Source organism: Vibrio sp. 03-59-1, from assembly GCF_013114135.1.
GTDB classification, from domain to species: Bacteria; Pseudomonadota; Gammaproteobacteria; order Enterobacterales; family Vibrionaceae; genus Vibrio; species Vibrio cortegadensis.
The window spans coordinates 147709-162566 of the sequence record NZ_VTYA01000008.1; the positions used below are offsets into that span (position 1 = coordinate 147709).

The 14858-nt window shown below is 41.1% G+C and carries 15 protein-coding genes; 6 read left to right on the forward strand and 9 right to left on the reverse strand.

The features are described from left to right. Positions 1 to 5: 5 nt before the first annotated feature. From F0249_RS10360 to F0249_RS10370, 3 genes are all read right to left on the reverse strand, one after another. Positions 6 to 1421, reverse strand: coding sequence for a LutB/LldF family L-lactate oxidation iron-sulfur protein (locus F0249_RS10360; RefSeq protein WP_113797573.1), 1416 nt, complete (start codon positions 1419 to 1421; stop codon positions 6 to 8). 12 nt (positions 1422 to 1433) lie between these two features. Next, positions 1434 to 2153, reverse strand: coding sequence for a (Fe-S)-binding protein (locus F0249_RS10365; protein ID WP_017052688.1), 720 nt, complete (start codon positions 2151 to 2153; stop codon positions 1434 to 1436). Positions 2154 to 2324: 171 nt separating this feature from the next. Beyond that, on the reverse strand, positions 2325 to 3908 hold the full coding sequence (locus tag F0249_RS10370; protein WP_171756607.1) for an L-lactate permease: 1584 nt from the start codon (positions 3906 to 3908) through the stop codon (positions 2325 to 2327). A gap of 667 nt (positions 3909 to 4575) precedes the next feature. Between F0249_RS10370 and F0249_RS10375 the strand changes: the two genes are divergently transcribed. After that, positions 4576 to 4911 carry a helix-turn-helix transcriptional regulator gene (locus F0249_RS10375; protein ID WP_241807262.1) on the forward strand — a complete coding sequence of 112 codons (336 nt, stop codon included), beginning with the start codon at positions 4576 to 4578 and terminating at the stop codon, positions 4909 to 4911. Here the strand turns inward: F0249_RS10375 and F0249_RS10380 are convergent. The 4 genes from F0249_RS10380 to F0249_RS10395 form a co-directional block, all read right to left on the reverse strand. Then, positions 4901 to 6049: a winged helix-turn-helix domain-containing protein gene (locus F0249_RS10380; RefSeq protein WP_367613435.1), complete on the reverse strand. Its 1149-nt coding sequence runs from the start codon at positions 6047 to 6049 to the stop codon at positions 4901 to 4903. The genes F0249_RS10375 and F0249_RS10380 overlap by 11 nt on opposite strands. A 65-nt stretch (positions 6050 to 6114) precedes the next feature. After that, positions 6115 to 7371 (reverse strand): DUF4113 domain-containing protein, encoded by a 1257-nt coding sequence (locus F0249_RS10385; RefSeq protein ID WP_171756609.1) that lies wholly within the window; start codon positions 7369 to 7371, stop codon positions 6115 to 6117. Continuing rightward, on the reverse strand, positions 7371 to 7778 hold the full coding sequence (locus F0249_RS10390; protein WP_017052693.1) for a S24 family peptidase: 408 nt from the start codon (positions 7776 to 7778) through the stop codon (positions 7371 to 7373). Before F0249_RS10390 ends, F0249_RS10385 begins: the two co-directional genes overlap by 1 nt. A 441-nt stretch (positions 7779 to 8219) precedes the next feature. Next, on the reverse strand, positions 8220 to 9107 hold the full coding sequence (locus F0249_RS10395) for a hypothetical protein (RefSeq protein ID WP_171756610.1): 888 nt from the start codon (positions 9105 to 9107) through the stop codon (positions 8220 to 8222). 127 nt (positions 9108 to 9234) lie between these two features. On the opposite strand from F0249_RS10395, the gene F0249_RS10400 reads away from it, so the two are divergent. From F0249_RS10400 to F0249_RS10420, 5 genes are all read left to right on the forward strand, one after another. Continuing rightward, complete coding sequence (locus tag F0249_RS10400; protein WP_171756611.1) at positions 9235 to 9498, forward strand: hypothetical protein; 264 nt, start codon at positions 9235 to 9237, stop codon at positions 9496 to 9498. Between the two features lie 676 nt (positions 9499 to 10174). Beyond that, positions 10175 to 10489 (forward strand): hypothetical protein, encoded by a 315-nt coding sequence (locus F0249_RS10405; RefSeq protein ID WP_171756612.1) that lies wholly within the window; start codon positions 10175 to 10177, stop codon positions 10487 to 10489. A gap of 140 nt (positions 10490 to 10629) precedes the next feature. Then, complete coding sequence (locus F0249_RS10410; RefSeq protein WP_171756613.1) at positions 10630 to 10869, forward strand: hypothetical protein; 240 nt, start codon at positions 10630 to 10632, stop codon at positions 10867 to 10869. Then, positions 10866 to 11402, forward strand: a complete 537-nt coding sequence (locus tag F0249_RS10415; protein ID WP_171756614.1) for a lysozyme — start codon at positions 10866 to 10868, stop codon at positions 11400 to 11402. The genes F0249_RS10410 and F0249_RS10415 overlap by 4 nt, the downstream gene beginning before the upstream one ends. A 2-nt stretch (positions 11403 to 11404) precedes the next feature. Beyond that, positions 11405 to 11914, forward strand: coding sequence for a hypothetical protein (locus F0249_RS10420; protein ID WP_171756615.1), 510 nt, complete (start codon positions 11405 to 11407; stop codon positions 11912 to 11914). Between the two features lie 437 nt (positions 11915 to 12351). Here the strand turns inward: F0249_RS10420 and F0249_RS10425 are convergent, their stop codons facing one another. Together F0249_RS10425 and F0249_RS10430 are read right to left on the reverse strand one after the other, a co-directional pair. Then, positions 12352 to 13521: a hypothetical protein gene (locus F0249_RS10425; RefSeq protein ID WP_171756616.1), complete on the reverse strand. Its 1170-nt coding sequence runs from the start codon at positions 13519 to 13521 to the stop codon at positions 12352 to 12354. Positions 13522 to 14301: 780 nt separating this feature from the next. After that, positions 14302 to 14694, reverse strand: coding sequence for a hypothetical protein (locus F0249_RS10430; protein WP_171756617.1), 393 nt, complete (start codon positions 14692 to 14694; stop codon positions 14302 to 14304). Positions 14695 to 14858: the final 164 nt, after the last annotated feature.

Here is a 14858-nt window from a genome sequence, read left to right on the forward strand (position 1 = left end):
CGCTCCTACTTCTTATTTCTTGTTTCAAACCAGCTTCGGAATGATTGTCCATCCGGCTCTGGTAGATCACGGGTTTGTGCCCACTTACCAATAGCACCAACGTTCAGCGGCATTTTTCCGTTTTTGATAATTTTACCAGCCACTGAGGCACCAATTTTCACCCCGGTATTCCACAACATCGGGGTAGCATTTAGTATATTGAATCCACGAACTACCGCTCGTTCACTTAATGGTGTGATGCCCTGCTCCGCCATTTTTTCACGGTGCTTCATCAGCAGATCGGAAAGCGGAATTTTTACCGGACACACGTCATGACAGGCTTTACACAAGCTACATGCGTAAGGAAGATCTTTGAAATCATCGTATCCACCCAGCAGAGGAGACAACACCGCTCCAATTGGGCCTGAATAGATCGAACCATAAGATTGACCACCAATATGGCGATAGGCAGGGCACGTATTCACACACGCCGCACATCGAACGCAGCGTAGAATATCTTTAAACTCAGAACCTAAAATATCCGAGCGACCGTTATCGACAATCACCAGATGAAACTCTTCTGGCCCATCGCACTGCTCATCTTCTCTTGGCCCTGTAAGTGCAGTCACATACCCCGTCAAAGGGATACCAACCGCACTACGGCACAGTAAGCTGATAACAATATCTAACTCTTCAAATGTTGGAACAATTCGCTCCATGCCCATCACGGCAATATGGGTTTTCGGCAAACTCGTCGCTAAGCGAGCATTGCCTTCATTGGTCACCAAGGCGACAGTGCCTGACTCTGCGACCGCAAAGTTACAACCCGTAATGCCAATATCCGCTTCTAAGAAATCGTGACGAATATGGTCGCGAACAAAGCGCGTCATCTCTTCAGGATCATTACTGCCTTGATAATTCAATTTGTCTTTGAAGATATCTTTAATTTGAGTTCTGTTTTTATGCAGCGCTGGCACCACAATGTGTGAAGGTGGATCGCAATCATCCACTTGCAAAATATATTCGCCTAAATCCGTCTCGATCACTTCGCAGTTATTACGTTCGATCATCTGATTCAAGCCGATCTCTTCAGTCACCATCGATTTTGATTTCACGACTTTTTGAGCGTTTTTATCTTTGATGATCTGTTCAATGTAATCCGTCGCTTCTTGCGCTGTCTTCGCAAAATGGACATGCCCACCATTATCGAGCACCTTTTCACTGAGCTGATGCAAATAGTAATCTAAATTTTCAAGCACATGATTACGGACGTCCATCCCCATCTCACGCCATTGATCCCAATTACCAAGTTTATCTGCGGCAATTTGGCGATTAGTAAACATACGTTCTTGCGCATTCGCGACAGATTTACGCATGAAGTCATCTTTCATCTGTACGTCAATTCGTTGCTTGAACTTAACGTCACTGGTTTTCATAGACATGGTTCTTAACTCCTATCGGCTTAACAGAACATCGACAATGTGCATTACTTTAATTGGCTGCCCTTCACGAGTCATACGGCCACCAATATTGATCAAACAACTAATGTCCGCCCCGATAAGATATTCAGGCTCTACGGCACTAATATGCTGGACTTTCTCTTTTACCATTTCACCTGAAATTTCAGACATCTTGACCGAAAATGTTCCGCCAAATCCACAGCATGTCTCTTGGTTTTTAATTGGGACCATCTCCAAGCCTTCCACATTTGCCAAAAGCTTAAGTGGCTCTTCCCTTACCCCTAATTTACGGATAAGGCTGCATGATGGATGATAGACACCACGCCCTTTCAAGCGAGCACCAACGTTCGTCACACCAAGGTGGTTAACAATAAATTGTGTTAATTCAAAAAAACGATCCGCTACTTTTTGCGCTCTTTCTGCCCACTCTGGCTCATCAGCCAAGTACTCAGGGTATTTTTTTATCGATGCCGCGCAAGAGCCCGCTGGAGTCACAATTGGATAGTCATTACTTTCAAATGCCGTAATTAAGTTCTTCATTCCCGGCTTGCTCTGATCAATGTAACCACTATTGATAGAAGGTTGACCACAGCAGCTCTGTTGCTTTGGAAAAATAATTTCACAGCCAAGATCTTCAAGTAAAAGGACTGTTTTTTTCGCGACATCTGCTTTTACCGTGTCACAAAGACAAGTAACAAAAAAGTTAACCTTCATAGTATTGCTCCAGTTAAAAGATCCATTTTCTTAATAGATTTTTTCTTTAATAAATTATTGCTTTAATAAATTGTTTCTTTAGCAAATTGTTTCTTTAACAAATATAGAAGTAAGCTCACCCTCGCGCTCTGTTTCCAAAGCCCCTACTACAGGTGGGTGAGCCAAATTGGTTTAGATTGCTAAGCTCACCACAGCCACGATTACGCCGTATAAAATCATAGGAACGACAGTCCGCTTGATGATGTAACCTTCTTTATTGGAAATACCCAAGATGGTTGATACCGCAATAATGTTATTAATGCAGACCATGTTACCCATTGAGCCACCGACCGATTGCAACGCTAAAATCAGGTGTTCCGATAAGCCCACGTTTTGCGCAATACTCTGTTGAATGCCCCCGAAAGTCAGGTTAGATACCGTTGCAGACCCAGAGAAGAAAGCCCCTAAAGCACCAAGGTATGAAGCAAAGAATTGCCAGTTTGTGCCCATAAGATCAGAGAACGCACGACCTGTTGTCATAATCGGAGAGTTTTCGCCCCCCATCATCATGAACTTAACCATAATCAATGCTCCAACAAGCGCGATAAATGGCACTTTGATTCGGCTACCAGTTTCGGTAAACACTTGCTTCATCTGTGATTTCGACATGCCAAAAATGACAGCTGAAATCATCACCACAAGAAAGAATGGGATTAGAGCAGGGACATATAGCGTTTTATATGCCCAACTGGTGTCGGTTCCGAGAATATGGGCAAACTTAATGATCAACGCATGGCTTACACTGAACTCGCCAAACCAACCTAGGTTGAAATGCAGCATTGGTGTGGCATCCACCAGCAAGGCTTTGATTCCTAGCTGCTGAATTCGAGTCACAATCAAGATAGCAATCAGCAATAATGTCGGGCTCATGGCTTTGATAACTTGAGCAAATGGAATCTTTTTGGCAGGCGCTTCATCACTCGCGTCCTGCTTTTCCATCCCTATATTGAATCGAGCAAGCAAAATTGAGATAGATAGACCAATGGCTCCACCGACTAATGCTGGGAATTCATAGTTCCACTGAGCGAACAGCAAATATGGCACTGTGCATGAAAAAATACTCAATTGGACAAAGATAAAGTTCCTAGCAATCGCACGCCAATCGACGACAAAGCTCAGAGCTATCACAGGAATAACGGTCGCAGCCACGGTATGTAGAAACGCAGAATATTGACCAATAGTGAGCAGTGATGCTTCATCTAAATTCAGGCCACCGAAACCAAACCATGTCGGAGTTCCTACCGCACCAAACGAAACCGGAACCGAGTTCATGATAAGTGCTAGCATTGCCACTCTTAGTGGAGGAAAACCTAAACCGACAAGGATAGGCGCCGCAATGGCCGCAGGGGTTCCAAAACCGGATGCCCCTTCGATCATGAAGGCAAATGCCCAGCCAATAATCATCAGTTGCGCGATTTGGTTACGGCTGATGCTCTCTAGCCAGTGGCGAATAACGGTCTCCGCCCCTGACAGTGCAATCGTTCTGTTTAGTAAAATAGCCCCTGCGATAATTGAGATTGGAGTGATAGCCGAAAGGCTACCAGCAATGATGTTCGCGCTAAGGTCCGTCAGGTTTGCGCCAAAGTAAAACAGTTGAAATATTCCGACCAGTAATGCAGTGATAGGCAGTGCAAAATGGGATGGTAATGCATTTTTCTTGGTCATCATCCAAATTAAAAGGACAATCGGTATTGTAGAGATAATCAAATTTAACATGATATTGTTCACTAATAGTTATTGTTTTTTTGCTGTTAGTAATATTTTTATTACCAAGAATTCATTTCAATAATCACTCTTGTGAAATATATTCTAGACATTTAAAACCGTCTGACTACCTCTAAATACTCATAACAATTAACAAAGCAGTATCATTTGTGACATTAAACCACTCAAAACATACGAAAAATACAACAATGCAAATAAAAACAGTTAGTTAGTGATTTTTATAACTTTATCGAAAAGGTAATTAAGCTTATTTTGGAAACAAAGAAAGTCACTTTAACGCCCAATAGTATCCAATAGGCAACCAGATAAACACGAATGAGAATGAATTCTTACATCAAACAAGACAAAAATGACTAGAATTATATTTAAATGTTAATGGGATCTTAATATCTGTATATTTTCATTTTAATAAATAAAATAAAAACGTAGTGAATATAATATTCGAGAAAAAAGTGGCGTATTTCATTATTTTTGATAGCGACTCTATTTATAACAACAATGCCTTACTTCGCATTTCTTCGGCTGATACAAACCTCAATATCAAATTAATCTTAAACACGACATCGCCTAATCAATCTAACCAATACTTGATCGTTCAGCGCTTGATAGGTATATTCAATCGCAATTCGACGATAAACTTTGAGTCACAATAATGGGTATGAGCTGCATAGAAGCAACCGCTCAAGCTTTCTCTGTTACAGAGCAAGATCTTGAACAAGAAAAACATTTTGCTGTGTTATCGAAAGCACTTTCTCATCCTGCTCGCGTAAGGATCCTAAAAATTCTCTTAAATTTAGATAACTTAGGGGGCTGTTTAAACAGTGATCTCGTTTCTGAACTAGGGTTGGCACAATCTACAGTTTCGGAACATCTACGCATTCTGAAGCAGGCTGAGTTTATATCTGCAAAACCTTTCCCACCTAGAATGTGCTATCGCATTAACCGCAAGAAGATTGAAGAGTTCTCCGCTCTCTTTTCTACTATCATGAAGTAGTTCGATGGATTTTGAACGCTTTGCACCCATTGAAGTGAGCAAAATTAGTGAGCTCTAGGGGTAGCTTTGAGAGGAATTGATCTTTTTTCTGGATGCTAGGCTCAATAGATAAGTGCAAAACATTCAACACTGATAATTTTTTGTCTTTCTTACAGTCCATCCGGGCGACAAGTTTACCATCCCAGAGAATTGGCAAACTAAAATAGCCATATTGACGCTTTGGTTCAGGAACATAGCACTCTAAAAGATAATCAAATTCGAATAGCGCTTTCATTCGTTTACGCTGAATGAGCAGATTATCAAATGGTGAAAGGATTTTAACTTGGCTACGATTAAGAGGTTGATTAAGCAGTTCAAGCGATTCTGAAGTCGTATAATAGCGCTGCTTTCCAACATCAACGGCAATAATGTCACCATTGCTTGTCATCTCTTTAATGGTTGCATTAAGGAGCGGCTTAATATTTTTAAGAAGATACGTCATCTCGGATGCCGTCCCAAGCCCATTCGCAGCAATGTACGACAAAATCAAAAAGCGTGCGTACTCCTCTTTACTTGGCACACTGGTATCTACCTCCGTCGGTAACACTCTTTCTGTCAGGTCATAGACTTTATGAAAATTTCTCCGCTCTGGCACCATGAGTTCACCTTGCATGAACAAGTTTTCTAATGCTCGTTTCGCTGGCTTACTTCCCCACCCGTCGCTGCTTTTATCTGCACCGTCAAAGTCTTTCGCCATCAACGGCCCTTCATCCGCAATTCGTTGTCGCACTGAATCCATTAACTGATAGTCACATTTATACCAATGACTCTGCTCTCCGGAGGCAAATGCTTTCTTTCTCAATAGACTAAAACGATATTGACTCATCGGCAAATAAGCAGCGGCATGAGACCAATACTCAAACACTTTCTTGTCGGATAATAGCTGATCTAAATGTGCAGGTTGGTATCGCGGACTGCGATTCCAAAGCGTGTGATGATGGGCTCTTTGCACCACAGAGATAGTATCAATCTGAATATAGCCCAAGTGCTCTATCGCGGATAACGTCGCCTCTAATCCGCTAACTTTCTGCTTTCTTGGGGGGATTTTCTGAGCGTGTAAAACCAGCTTCCTAGCTTGATCAAGTGATAAAGATTCAATCATTCGGATTCCATCCATTATTTATAACAACGCGTCTCACGTATTCTGCCAGAATACCGTCATGGCTAGCACCTAACTTTTGGTAAGTCTCGCCATTTTGTGGTGTATTGCGGCGTCAGCATTTCACGGCGCATTCCCCACTTCTGATCAATACCTTGAGCACCTAAAAACAGAGTATCGCTCCCATACTTTTGGTTTAAATTATCAAACACTGCCATTAGCGGATCATTATTTGGGTTCGGGTTAAACAGATCTTTCTGCTCATGACGGCCATCCACTAACTCGATCAATCCAACGCCTAGCTTGTAGTATTGAACCCCCTCAGAATAAAGCTCAATCGCCAACTGATTTGCCGCGTGGGTAATTTGAGTCACATCAGATGTCGCATATGGAAAGCGATGAATCGCACGAAAACTGGCGGGTTTATTATCAAAGGGAGAGCTTGCCGCAAAACAGAGCATCACTTTACATAGTGATCCCTGCTTACGGGCCTTTTGGGAAGCAATGGCGGCATGTTTACTCAGTGCTTGCTGCAAAGATTCAAGATCCACAATACGTTCACCCACGCTTCTTGTAGAGTAAATCTGTTTTTTGTCTGCCCTTGCACTATCCCACCCTTTGCACTGTTGCCCGTTTAGCTCTCTCACGGTTCGTTCAACGTCAATGTTGAAATCTTTTCTGGCTAAACCCACCGGAAACTTGGCTAAATCGAGGGCTGTATGAATATTAACGAGTTTCAGTTTCTGGGTTAACTTACGCCCTATTCCCCATACATCACCGACATCAAGTTGAGCAAGCACCGCTTTTCGTTCCTGTTCATTATCAAGAACACAAACACCATGATAACCCTCAATTTTTTTAGCGGCATGGTTAGCGATTTTGGCTAAGGTGAGTGTGGTGCCCATCCCGACACTCACCGCTAATCGACACTCTTTCCAAACCGATCTTCTGAGCTGTAAACCATGCGTTCTTAAACAAGGGATAGCAAGGTGACTTCGTTCGAAAGAGAGAAATGATTCATCGATAGAGTAGATGTGTTGATCTGGGGCAAAACGGCCGACTACCTCCATCATTTTACTAGAGAGATCGGCATATAATTCATAGTTAGAAGAGAGAGCAATCACGCCTTTCTGCTCACACATCTCTCTGACTTTAAAATAGGGAGCAAACTTGGGGATACCCGCCTCTTTCGCTTGTCGATTTGCCGCAACAATACAACCATCATTATTGGATAAAACGATAATCGGCTTTCCACGCCAATCCGGACGAAACACCTGTTCTGCACTGCAATAAAAGGAATTTGCATCAACAAGCGCAAACACTATCTTTCCCTCAATAAATAACTTGGCCTGTGGCAGCGTATAGAGCGAACGACTACGCCTTCAATGCTAAAGGTATCGTAATCATTAATAGGCACTGGCTGTATTTTTTCTTTTGCTGATACAAGTAACCTTCTACTGGTATCAAGCAGCTTACACACGAATTCACCATTCAAATTGGCGACAATCACGTCTTGATCAACGGCCGTGACAAACCTATCGACAATCAATAGATCTCCATCAAAAATACCGACACCTTCCATCGAATCACCACACGCTTTGCCTATAAAGGTCGCGCTTGGATGATCCACTAATAGTTCATCTAAATCACAAGCCAGTTGAGTGTATTCCGAAGCCGGGCTTTCAAAACCAGTAATGCCTGCACTCGCAGAAATAGGGATAACATTCATAAAATATCACTGTTTATTTGTACAGTTATATTTTGAACCTTAACGAGAGAAATTACAAGAATGTGTAGAGGTATATTGTTAGTAATGAGATTGGTAAACCTAGGATAAAGGCAAGTGTCGCTCTGTCGAGAAGAGAACAAAATCTGGGGCATAATGGCGGTAGGCTCATCATCCCCCTAGGAGATCTTTCCCACAACCTCTATTAGAGCTAGTGGGAAAATCACCTGAAGCCACCTGCAGCATACTTCTGGACAAATCCGAGTTATGTCTTTTGCTAATGTAGCAAAGCATGAATTATTAAAAGTATGGAAAAAGTCGCTTACGTGAGTGGCCAGTATCACAGGAGCAGATCACTTTTCATTGTAAGCTCTATGCGGACAAAGGCTATATCAGTAAAATCACTTACTGAAGATTTAAAAGAAGATAGCATTACGCTGACTATCAGTCCCCCTTATTTTTGAAAGCTTCGTCCGAGATTAAATCTTCTATATCATGTAACCGCATCGATGATAAATTTGGTACGTATGCTAAGGTGCCATTCATTTTTAGACCAATTAGACACATGCCATCTTGCATTTCTTTTGGTGAATTATAGTAATGCTGACTTGCGATTAAGCCAGTATCTAGCCGTAATGAAGTTTCACCCAAATAGTTACGTAAACCACTAAAATCTAAATTTTCAAGCCCTTTCTTGGCTACGGTAACCGCAATATGAATTTCTTTAATCTTTTGAATTCTGTCTTCCTCAATACTAAATTTTTTCAGGTTCACTAACAGCCGTCTTGCACTGTTTACTTTTGCATTAAGCTGGCTCATCTGAAGTTGAACACCTTGCTCAAGTAGCAAGGTTCGTCTCTTTGAGGATATTTCTTTGCGTAATTTTTGGCTTGCTACCAATCTGACAGCGAGATCAGCATCAGAGACATTAGATAGAGTTTGTGGGTCATTTAATTGGGATAGTTTCTCTCTCAGTTCATTATCGTACTCTAAAATATTTTGACGCTCATAATTGGCACATATTGCATCCATTACCTCGTATAGATATCGAATTGAATCTTGACAGTTAACAACCAAATCAAGAATAGTATTCTCGATGGTATCTTTTCGTTTTTGTGTTTCAAAGCTGCTAAAGGTAGATATAGCAAACCATGCGGCGTAGGCCGTTATTACAGTAGCAAAGACTGCTGCGACTGCACCAATGATCGTAAAATATGCAACAATGTCATTAAGCACTTCATTTCTCCATTGAATAATTACTAATCCTAATACCCAAGCAACGACAACAATCAGAACTATAAACCACTCTATTGGATCGTCTCGCACTGCCATATTTCCCACCGAGTTTTTATAGAAAAAAGGATTTTAATGGAAGGTGCCTATTATTTCTAGTTTATGTCAAATCAAAAAAAACTAATGAACTAATCTGTGGAATGCTAATTTAGCAGAAGGACACAACTTGCTTGAGGCACTAGTAAAGATTAATCCTCGGCCTAAAGCATTACGAGCGATATTACTGATAGTAAAAACCATTATTGATAAGAAACTAGCAGAAAAACCTCGTGGCTATATTCAAGATGTAGATAAATTAATTGAGCTAACAGTTACTTTACAAAGAACCACTCCGTCTATTAAGGATCAAGCAATGTCACTGTATGAGAGGCTATTGGATGCAGTTCCATATCAAGCAAAGCAAGCGGCAGAGGCGGCGTCAAGGTCTTGATACCCTCGTAAAGCTAAATGAAAAGGCCTCATGAAAAATTTCATAACAACTAGGCTCGGTTTTGTCGAGCTTTTTTGTTACAGCAGTACTTATAAAACACGATCATATATTGAGGCATATCTTATCTTTTTCCACTCATTACTTTTTGTAAGTCAACGTTAAAAGATCAACCTTGTTTAAACTCTAACACTTAACCAACAATGGGCATTTCCGAGTTACAGAATATCTACGCTCATTGTGAGCACCAAATAATTCTGTCACGGAAAAAGTTTTTAATATTTGAAGTGAGAGTGCACGCATTGGGGATGTTGTTGGCGATCATGTACAAGGATATGAAAACACCTACTCTGTTATTTGACAAACGACAGATAGCAAAAAGCCGCTCATAAAGAGCGGCTTTTTTTGTCGCTGAAACCATAAAGCGTCCAACCACTTGTTTGTTTTTCAATAACTTACTCAATATCTAAAAGCATAATACGTCCAAAATTAAAACCATAAGGTGTCCTTTTAATAAACTTCAACAACAGCACGAGAGTTGAGTGTAAGAAAGTTACACAACACCAAGAGCGACCACAATTTGCTATAAGCAGAACCTAGTAATTAAGGTACGACAGAATCGCTTGGTGATCACACACACATTGTGGACGTGTGTAACAAACTTTTGGACAATAAAGAGGTGAATGAGAAACCTCAAAATGGAGAGCGTTATACTGAAGAGCGTTGGGTTGATGGTGCTATGGCTGTTGTCATCGAGTCGGTAGCTTCCACAGACGCGACTCGCTTAGAATCGAAAATTACAGAAGAGCGAGAATGGCGTAATTCGGAAATCTTGATTGTCTCCGAACTCAAAAAAGAAATTGATCATCCCTATCTCATTGAACTCAATAACTACTTACAATTGTTGCGGGATTACCCAGACGTTGACGGTTTCCCTTATTGTACTCGACCTGAACGTCCTACTACTCAAAGCGGAATGCCGATAATTAACTAACCTAAACCCAGCGCATTTGCTGGGTTTTCTTTTGCCTACCTCTATATCTCTTCACTAGAAACCCAACCGCTACTCTTTAAAACTCAACGCTTTAAACTTGTTAATGGGGGCACTAATCACAAGCGACGAGAGAGAAATTAATGAACGACACTGGAGTGAAAGCATTCGTATTATCACTGTTAGATGCCACCGGACTTAAGAAAGCTGTCACATCAATTATGTCCACGATGTTGAGTTTTGGCGTAGATGACATTGCACAATTAGTCGCAGCGGCAGTGGGTATTGTCACTGGCATTATGGCGATTAAGCACTACGCCGTATCCATTCAATTGAATAAAGCGAAACTCGCTAAGCTAAATGAACAGGACGGTGCCGCATGAGCCTAAAAACCAAAGCGATAAAAGGCGTTGTGTGTTCGATCGCCTCCGTGCTGGCCATCGTCTTCAATGTCGGCTCAGAGCTCAAGACAAGTGAAAATGGTCTTCGTCATGTTGCTGGTGAAGAAGGGTGCCGCCTTAAACCTTATCAATGTAGTGCTGACGTTTGGACGGCTGGTCTTGGTCATACTCAAGGCGTAAACCCTGAAGTCATATTGACCGAACAACAAGTTGCAGAATATTTTGTTGAAGATATCGCTGCTGCTGAGCGAGTGGTGAATCAGCATATCACTCAAACGCCAAGCCAAGGCGAGTTCGACATGATGGTGAGTTTTGTCTATAACCTTGGCGCAGGAAACTTTGCAGATTCCACCTTGCTTAAACTGTTCAACCAAGGCGATAGCATCGCAGCATGTAATCAATACCCAAGGTGGATTTACGTCAATGGTAAAAACTGCTTAATTGTTGAAAGTAATTGCGGGGGTATTCCTAAACGTCGAAACAAAGAACAACACGTTTGTTTGAATGGATGGTGATAATGTTGGCAAGCTATCTAACCCTATTTAAAACCCTATGCGTGGTCGCCGTTCTTGGCTTAGTCGCGTATTACTCTTACGACTATGGCGTGATAAGTACTCACGCCAAAGCCGCAAAAACGCAAGATGCGCTATTTGAAAAAATAGAGAAGAAACAGGATGAGGCGTTTCAGTTAGCGGTAAAACTTGCCAACCAAAAGCCAGATATACGAATTCAATATCGAGAGATAGAAAAAAAGGTGATCGAGTATGCTCAAAATAACAATGATAAGCAGTGTGTTGCTAATGATGCTGAGTGGTTGCACATCCGCGCCGAATCAGTGCGAGCGCATAATCGAGCAATCGGTATTCAGCAACCCGCCTCCCTCGTTAATGGTTCCGCCCCAACCTCTGCATATAAGCGAAATGCCGAAGTCTTAGCGGAAGATGTGGCTAACCTGCAAACCTGTACTGAAAATGCTCAACAGCTCTTAGCCTTACAAACTTGGATAAGAGCACAGCTACCACTTTAAACGCCACCAAAATCACTTTTGGATAAAACTGAGTCAGTTATATTACTAAATTAGGGTGTAACGGATTAGCTCACGTATGGAAAAGAACCCCCTGTTAAGGGATGAGCAACGCAGTACAAGCGCTACTGCATACCACCTTGAACACTAAAACCAACGCATAGTGAAAATTCCACGTATTGCGAGTCACTCTTAAACAGATTATTTATATTCAGCAAATATTACTACACACATAATTCAAGTATGTGCTCAGACGTATACGTTGCAAATAAAGCCCATCTGGGTTTTATTGCCAACTCACTTTCAAAACGCATAAAAGAATCCGATATCAGTTCTCTGATATCGGATTCTTACACATTGATAGGAGCGTTCAATTGAACCGTTAATTAATGCCTTAACTCATCGGCATTACGCATTGTTACGGGTTCTTATATTCTCTTCTATTTGTTAACGTACTCAAGAACTTTTTCATTTATTTTCGCTTTGTTTTTACTAGTCAATATTTCAGCAGACGCTTGGTACGAACTGAAAATAGCGTTTTGTTGGTAATTTACGTAACAGTAGTCCTTATTATCTAAATCACAAGATAATGTGATTTCGTATGGAGCACGAGTTTTACTTGAAAGTATGCCATATTTTATGTCATCTTCTATAGTTGAGACCATGTATAGTGGAATTGTTGCATATTTTACGGCATAGCCCCACGGGTTTCTCATTAGCATATAACCCTGGTCTGCACCAACAGTATAGGCAATTGAACGTAATCCAGAGACATTAAAGCCCTCGCTAAACTCTTTGAATGGCACATTTAGCAGCTTGGCTTGTTCCTTAAGCCCAGCTTCTTTCTCTTCAAAAAAGCCAGCTTTGAAAGGAAAACGCTTAGTTACTGAAAACGCAACCACTCTATCATGCATATCAGTAGTTACTCGATAGGAGTAATACAATTCTTCTGGTTTAAATGCATAACCTTTAGCGAAGCTAAATCCATTATATACTTCATCATACTGAGCCTTGTATAACCCGTAGCCAGTTGCATTTTTAATATCTTGAGCGTACCTTAGTGCAGGAATTGATTTTGTGCTTATTCCCCGTAAAGGAAACTCCCCACAAGAACTGTAGCCTAAGACAGAATTATAGTCTTTGTACTCACCTTTTACATGCGGACAATTGTTTATGCTGTTCCGACCTGCTGGTGCAATAGGCTTCTCAAAACCATAGAATTGCTTATCAACCCTATCTCTTGGCGGAATAATATTTGCCACATACTCCATTTTTCGTTGCAAAGGGTGTATTTTTGCTATTTTGCCAAGCTCCTCCCTTGGCATACCAAGATACACTTCGGTCATTTTAATCACATGAGGTTTGTGCTTATAAGCATATGGGATTTTCCCTATATCTGGATGTTTTTCCAACAGATAAGGATAGCCAGCTAGCTTGCCGTGTGTATCAATTTGTTTAACGGAAGGTCCGGATCCGGGTCCGAAGAGGCTTGCATCTTTGTTTATTACTAAAATGTTGTGCTCTTCAAGTGTTTCCATAATTGTAGATTGACAACCCACTAAGCCACCTGAGGTGATAGCCAACCAAATTCCTAATTTAATCTTCTTCATGAATCTCATTTCCTAGAGTGAACAAAGGAGAGTGAAGGTCAAATATACAACAACATAATGACAATTTCTTTATCCATATCACATTATTAGACCTAAAAGTTTAAATTTCACTGACTTCATATGATGAGGCCGATAAAGCGCAGATAATACATGAGCTATTCGAAAATTGGCTTACTAAGCTACACTTTGAAGAATGGAGTACTGAGAAAGCTGGCTGGTCGTTATTCGTTTGAAATGACTTGTCAGCTTACTGCCGCGCAGCTTTAAGGATGAAGAATCACGGTTTTAGGGAAGAATCAGAAAAGCGAACGGTAGTTTTACTACCGCGATCACAAGATGTGTACTTCCGTGTTAAAGACAACGTTGTTATTCCGTGTATAAAACTAGCTTTTCCTCCAGAGGCTATTATTGCTATTCATATAGGTCCATTACCTAATCATCACCTTACAAAAACCTCTATCGAAAACATGTTAGCCAATCAAAGTACTCACGGTGCGGTACATCACAATGTAGACGGAAGACTGTCTTCAATTTTATATCGGTGAATATTGGTACGACCCTCACGCAGTAGACATTACACAGATAAGAAAAAGTAGGTCAAATCACCTCACTATGATTTGTGAGTCTGAACGCAGCTGTCAAGGAAAGGGGCATTTCCGAGTCACAAAGTCCGTACTTCCACTTGTGATCACCAAGCGATTCTGTCGGTGTGTAAACAAAGTTAGTCAGTAGTATGTTATTAACCAACTATTCACGATTTTTCATGCTGAATAGAGCTTATTAAGCCCGACCAAAAGCTTTAAGAAAGTTCTTTGGGTGTTGGTGAAACCTTACATGCTCGGGGTGATTAACCCTCCTCCTTCCCTTAAAAGGCGGCGTAATGTATCCCCAATTTGAACATCTTGAGAAATATATTACATAATCAATCTGTGCATTCTGCCATTGATCAGTAACAACCGTGCTTTCATCAAAGCACTCCACCGACTTCACTTGAAGACGGTAGAATTTGTTCCCATCAGAAATAAGCACATCGGTCTTCATGCCATGATCGATCATGGGCATAAATACTTCCCAACCATCTTGTAATAGCCAGCTTGCTAATAGGGTTTCGTAAGAGATGCTTTTGTAGTGTTTTTTAGCTTCAGAAGAAGTGTGGAGTGTTTTTACAGGCATAGTAATATCCTAATTACATGCTGAGTGTCTTTTTAGCACAAGACGGTCAGCGAAGCCTCCCTTATAGGATAACTTCAATTAGGATTCACAATGGCTCTATTGAGATCTCATCAACTAGTTGCACATTTCGGAGCTAGCCGACCGCCTATTTCGGTTTTAATCGA

Bases quoted from the DNA above. Each gene is read 5' to 3' on its own strand.
- F0249_RS10415 (WP_171756614.1), top strand. From the start codon at position 10,866: ATGAGCCTAAAAACCAAAGCGATAAAAGGCGTTGTGTGTTCGATCGCC.
- F0249_RS10395 (WP_171756610.1), bottom strand. From the start codon at position 9,107: ATGGCAGTGCGAGACGATCCAATAGAGTGGTTTATAGTTCTGATTGTT.
- F0249_RS10365 (WP_017052688.1), bottom strand. From the start codon at position 2,153: ATGAAGGTTAACTTTTTTGTTACTTGTCTTTGTGACACGGTAAAAGCA.
- F0249_RS10420 (WP_171756615.1), top strand. From the start codon at position 11,405: ATGTTGGCAAGCTATCTAACCCTATTTAAAACCCTATGCGTGGTCGCC.
- F0249_RS10390 (WP_017052693.1), bottom strand. From the start codon at position 7,778: ATGAATGTTATCCCTATTTCTGCGAGTGCAGGCATTACTGGTTTTGAA.
- F0249_RS10360 (WP_113797573.1), bottom strand. From the start codon at position 1,421: ATGTCTATGAAAACCAGTGACGTTAAGTTCAAGCAACGAATTGACGTA.
- F0249_RS10430 (WP_171756617.1), bottom strand. From the start codon at position 14,694: ATGCCTGTAAAAACACTCCACACTTCTTCTGAAGCTAAAAAACACTAC.
- F0249_RS10425 (WP_171756616.1), bottom strand. From the start codon at position 13,521: ATGAAGAAGATTAAATTAGGAATTTGGTTGGCTATCACCTCAGGTGGC.
- F0249_RS10370 (WP_171756607.1), bottom strand. From the start codon at position 3,908: ATGTTAAATTTGATTATCTCTACAATACCGATTGTCCTTTTAATTTGG.
- F0249_RS10410 (WP_171756613.1), top strand. From the start codon at position 10,630: ATGAACGACACTGGAGTGAAAGCATTCGTATTATCACTGTTAGATGCC.
- F0249_RS10375 (WP_241807262.1), top strand. From the start codon at position 4,576: ATGAGCTGCATAGAAGCAACCGCTCAAGCTTTCTCTGTTACAGAGCAA.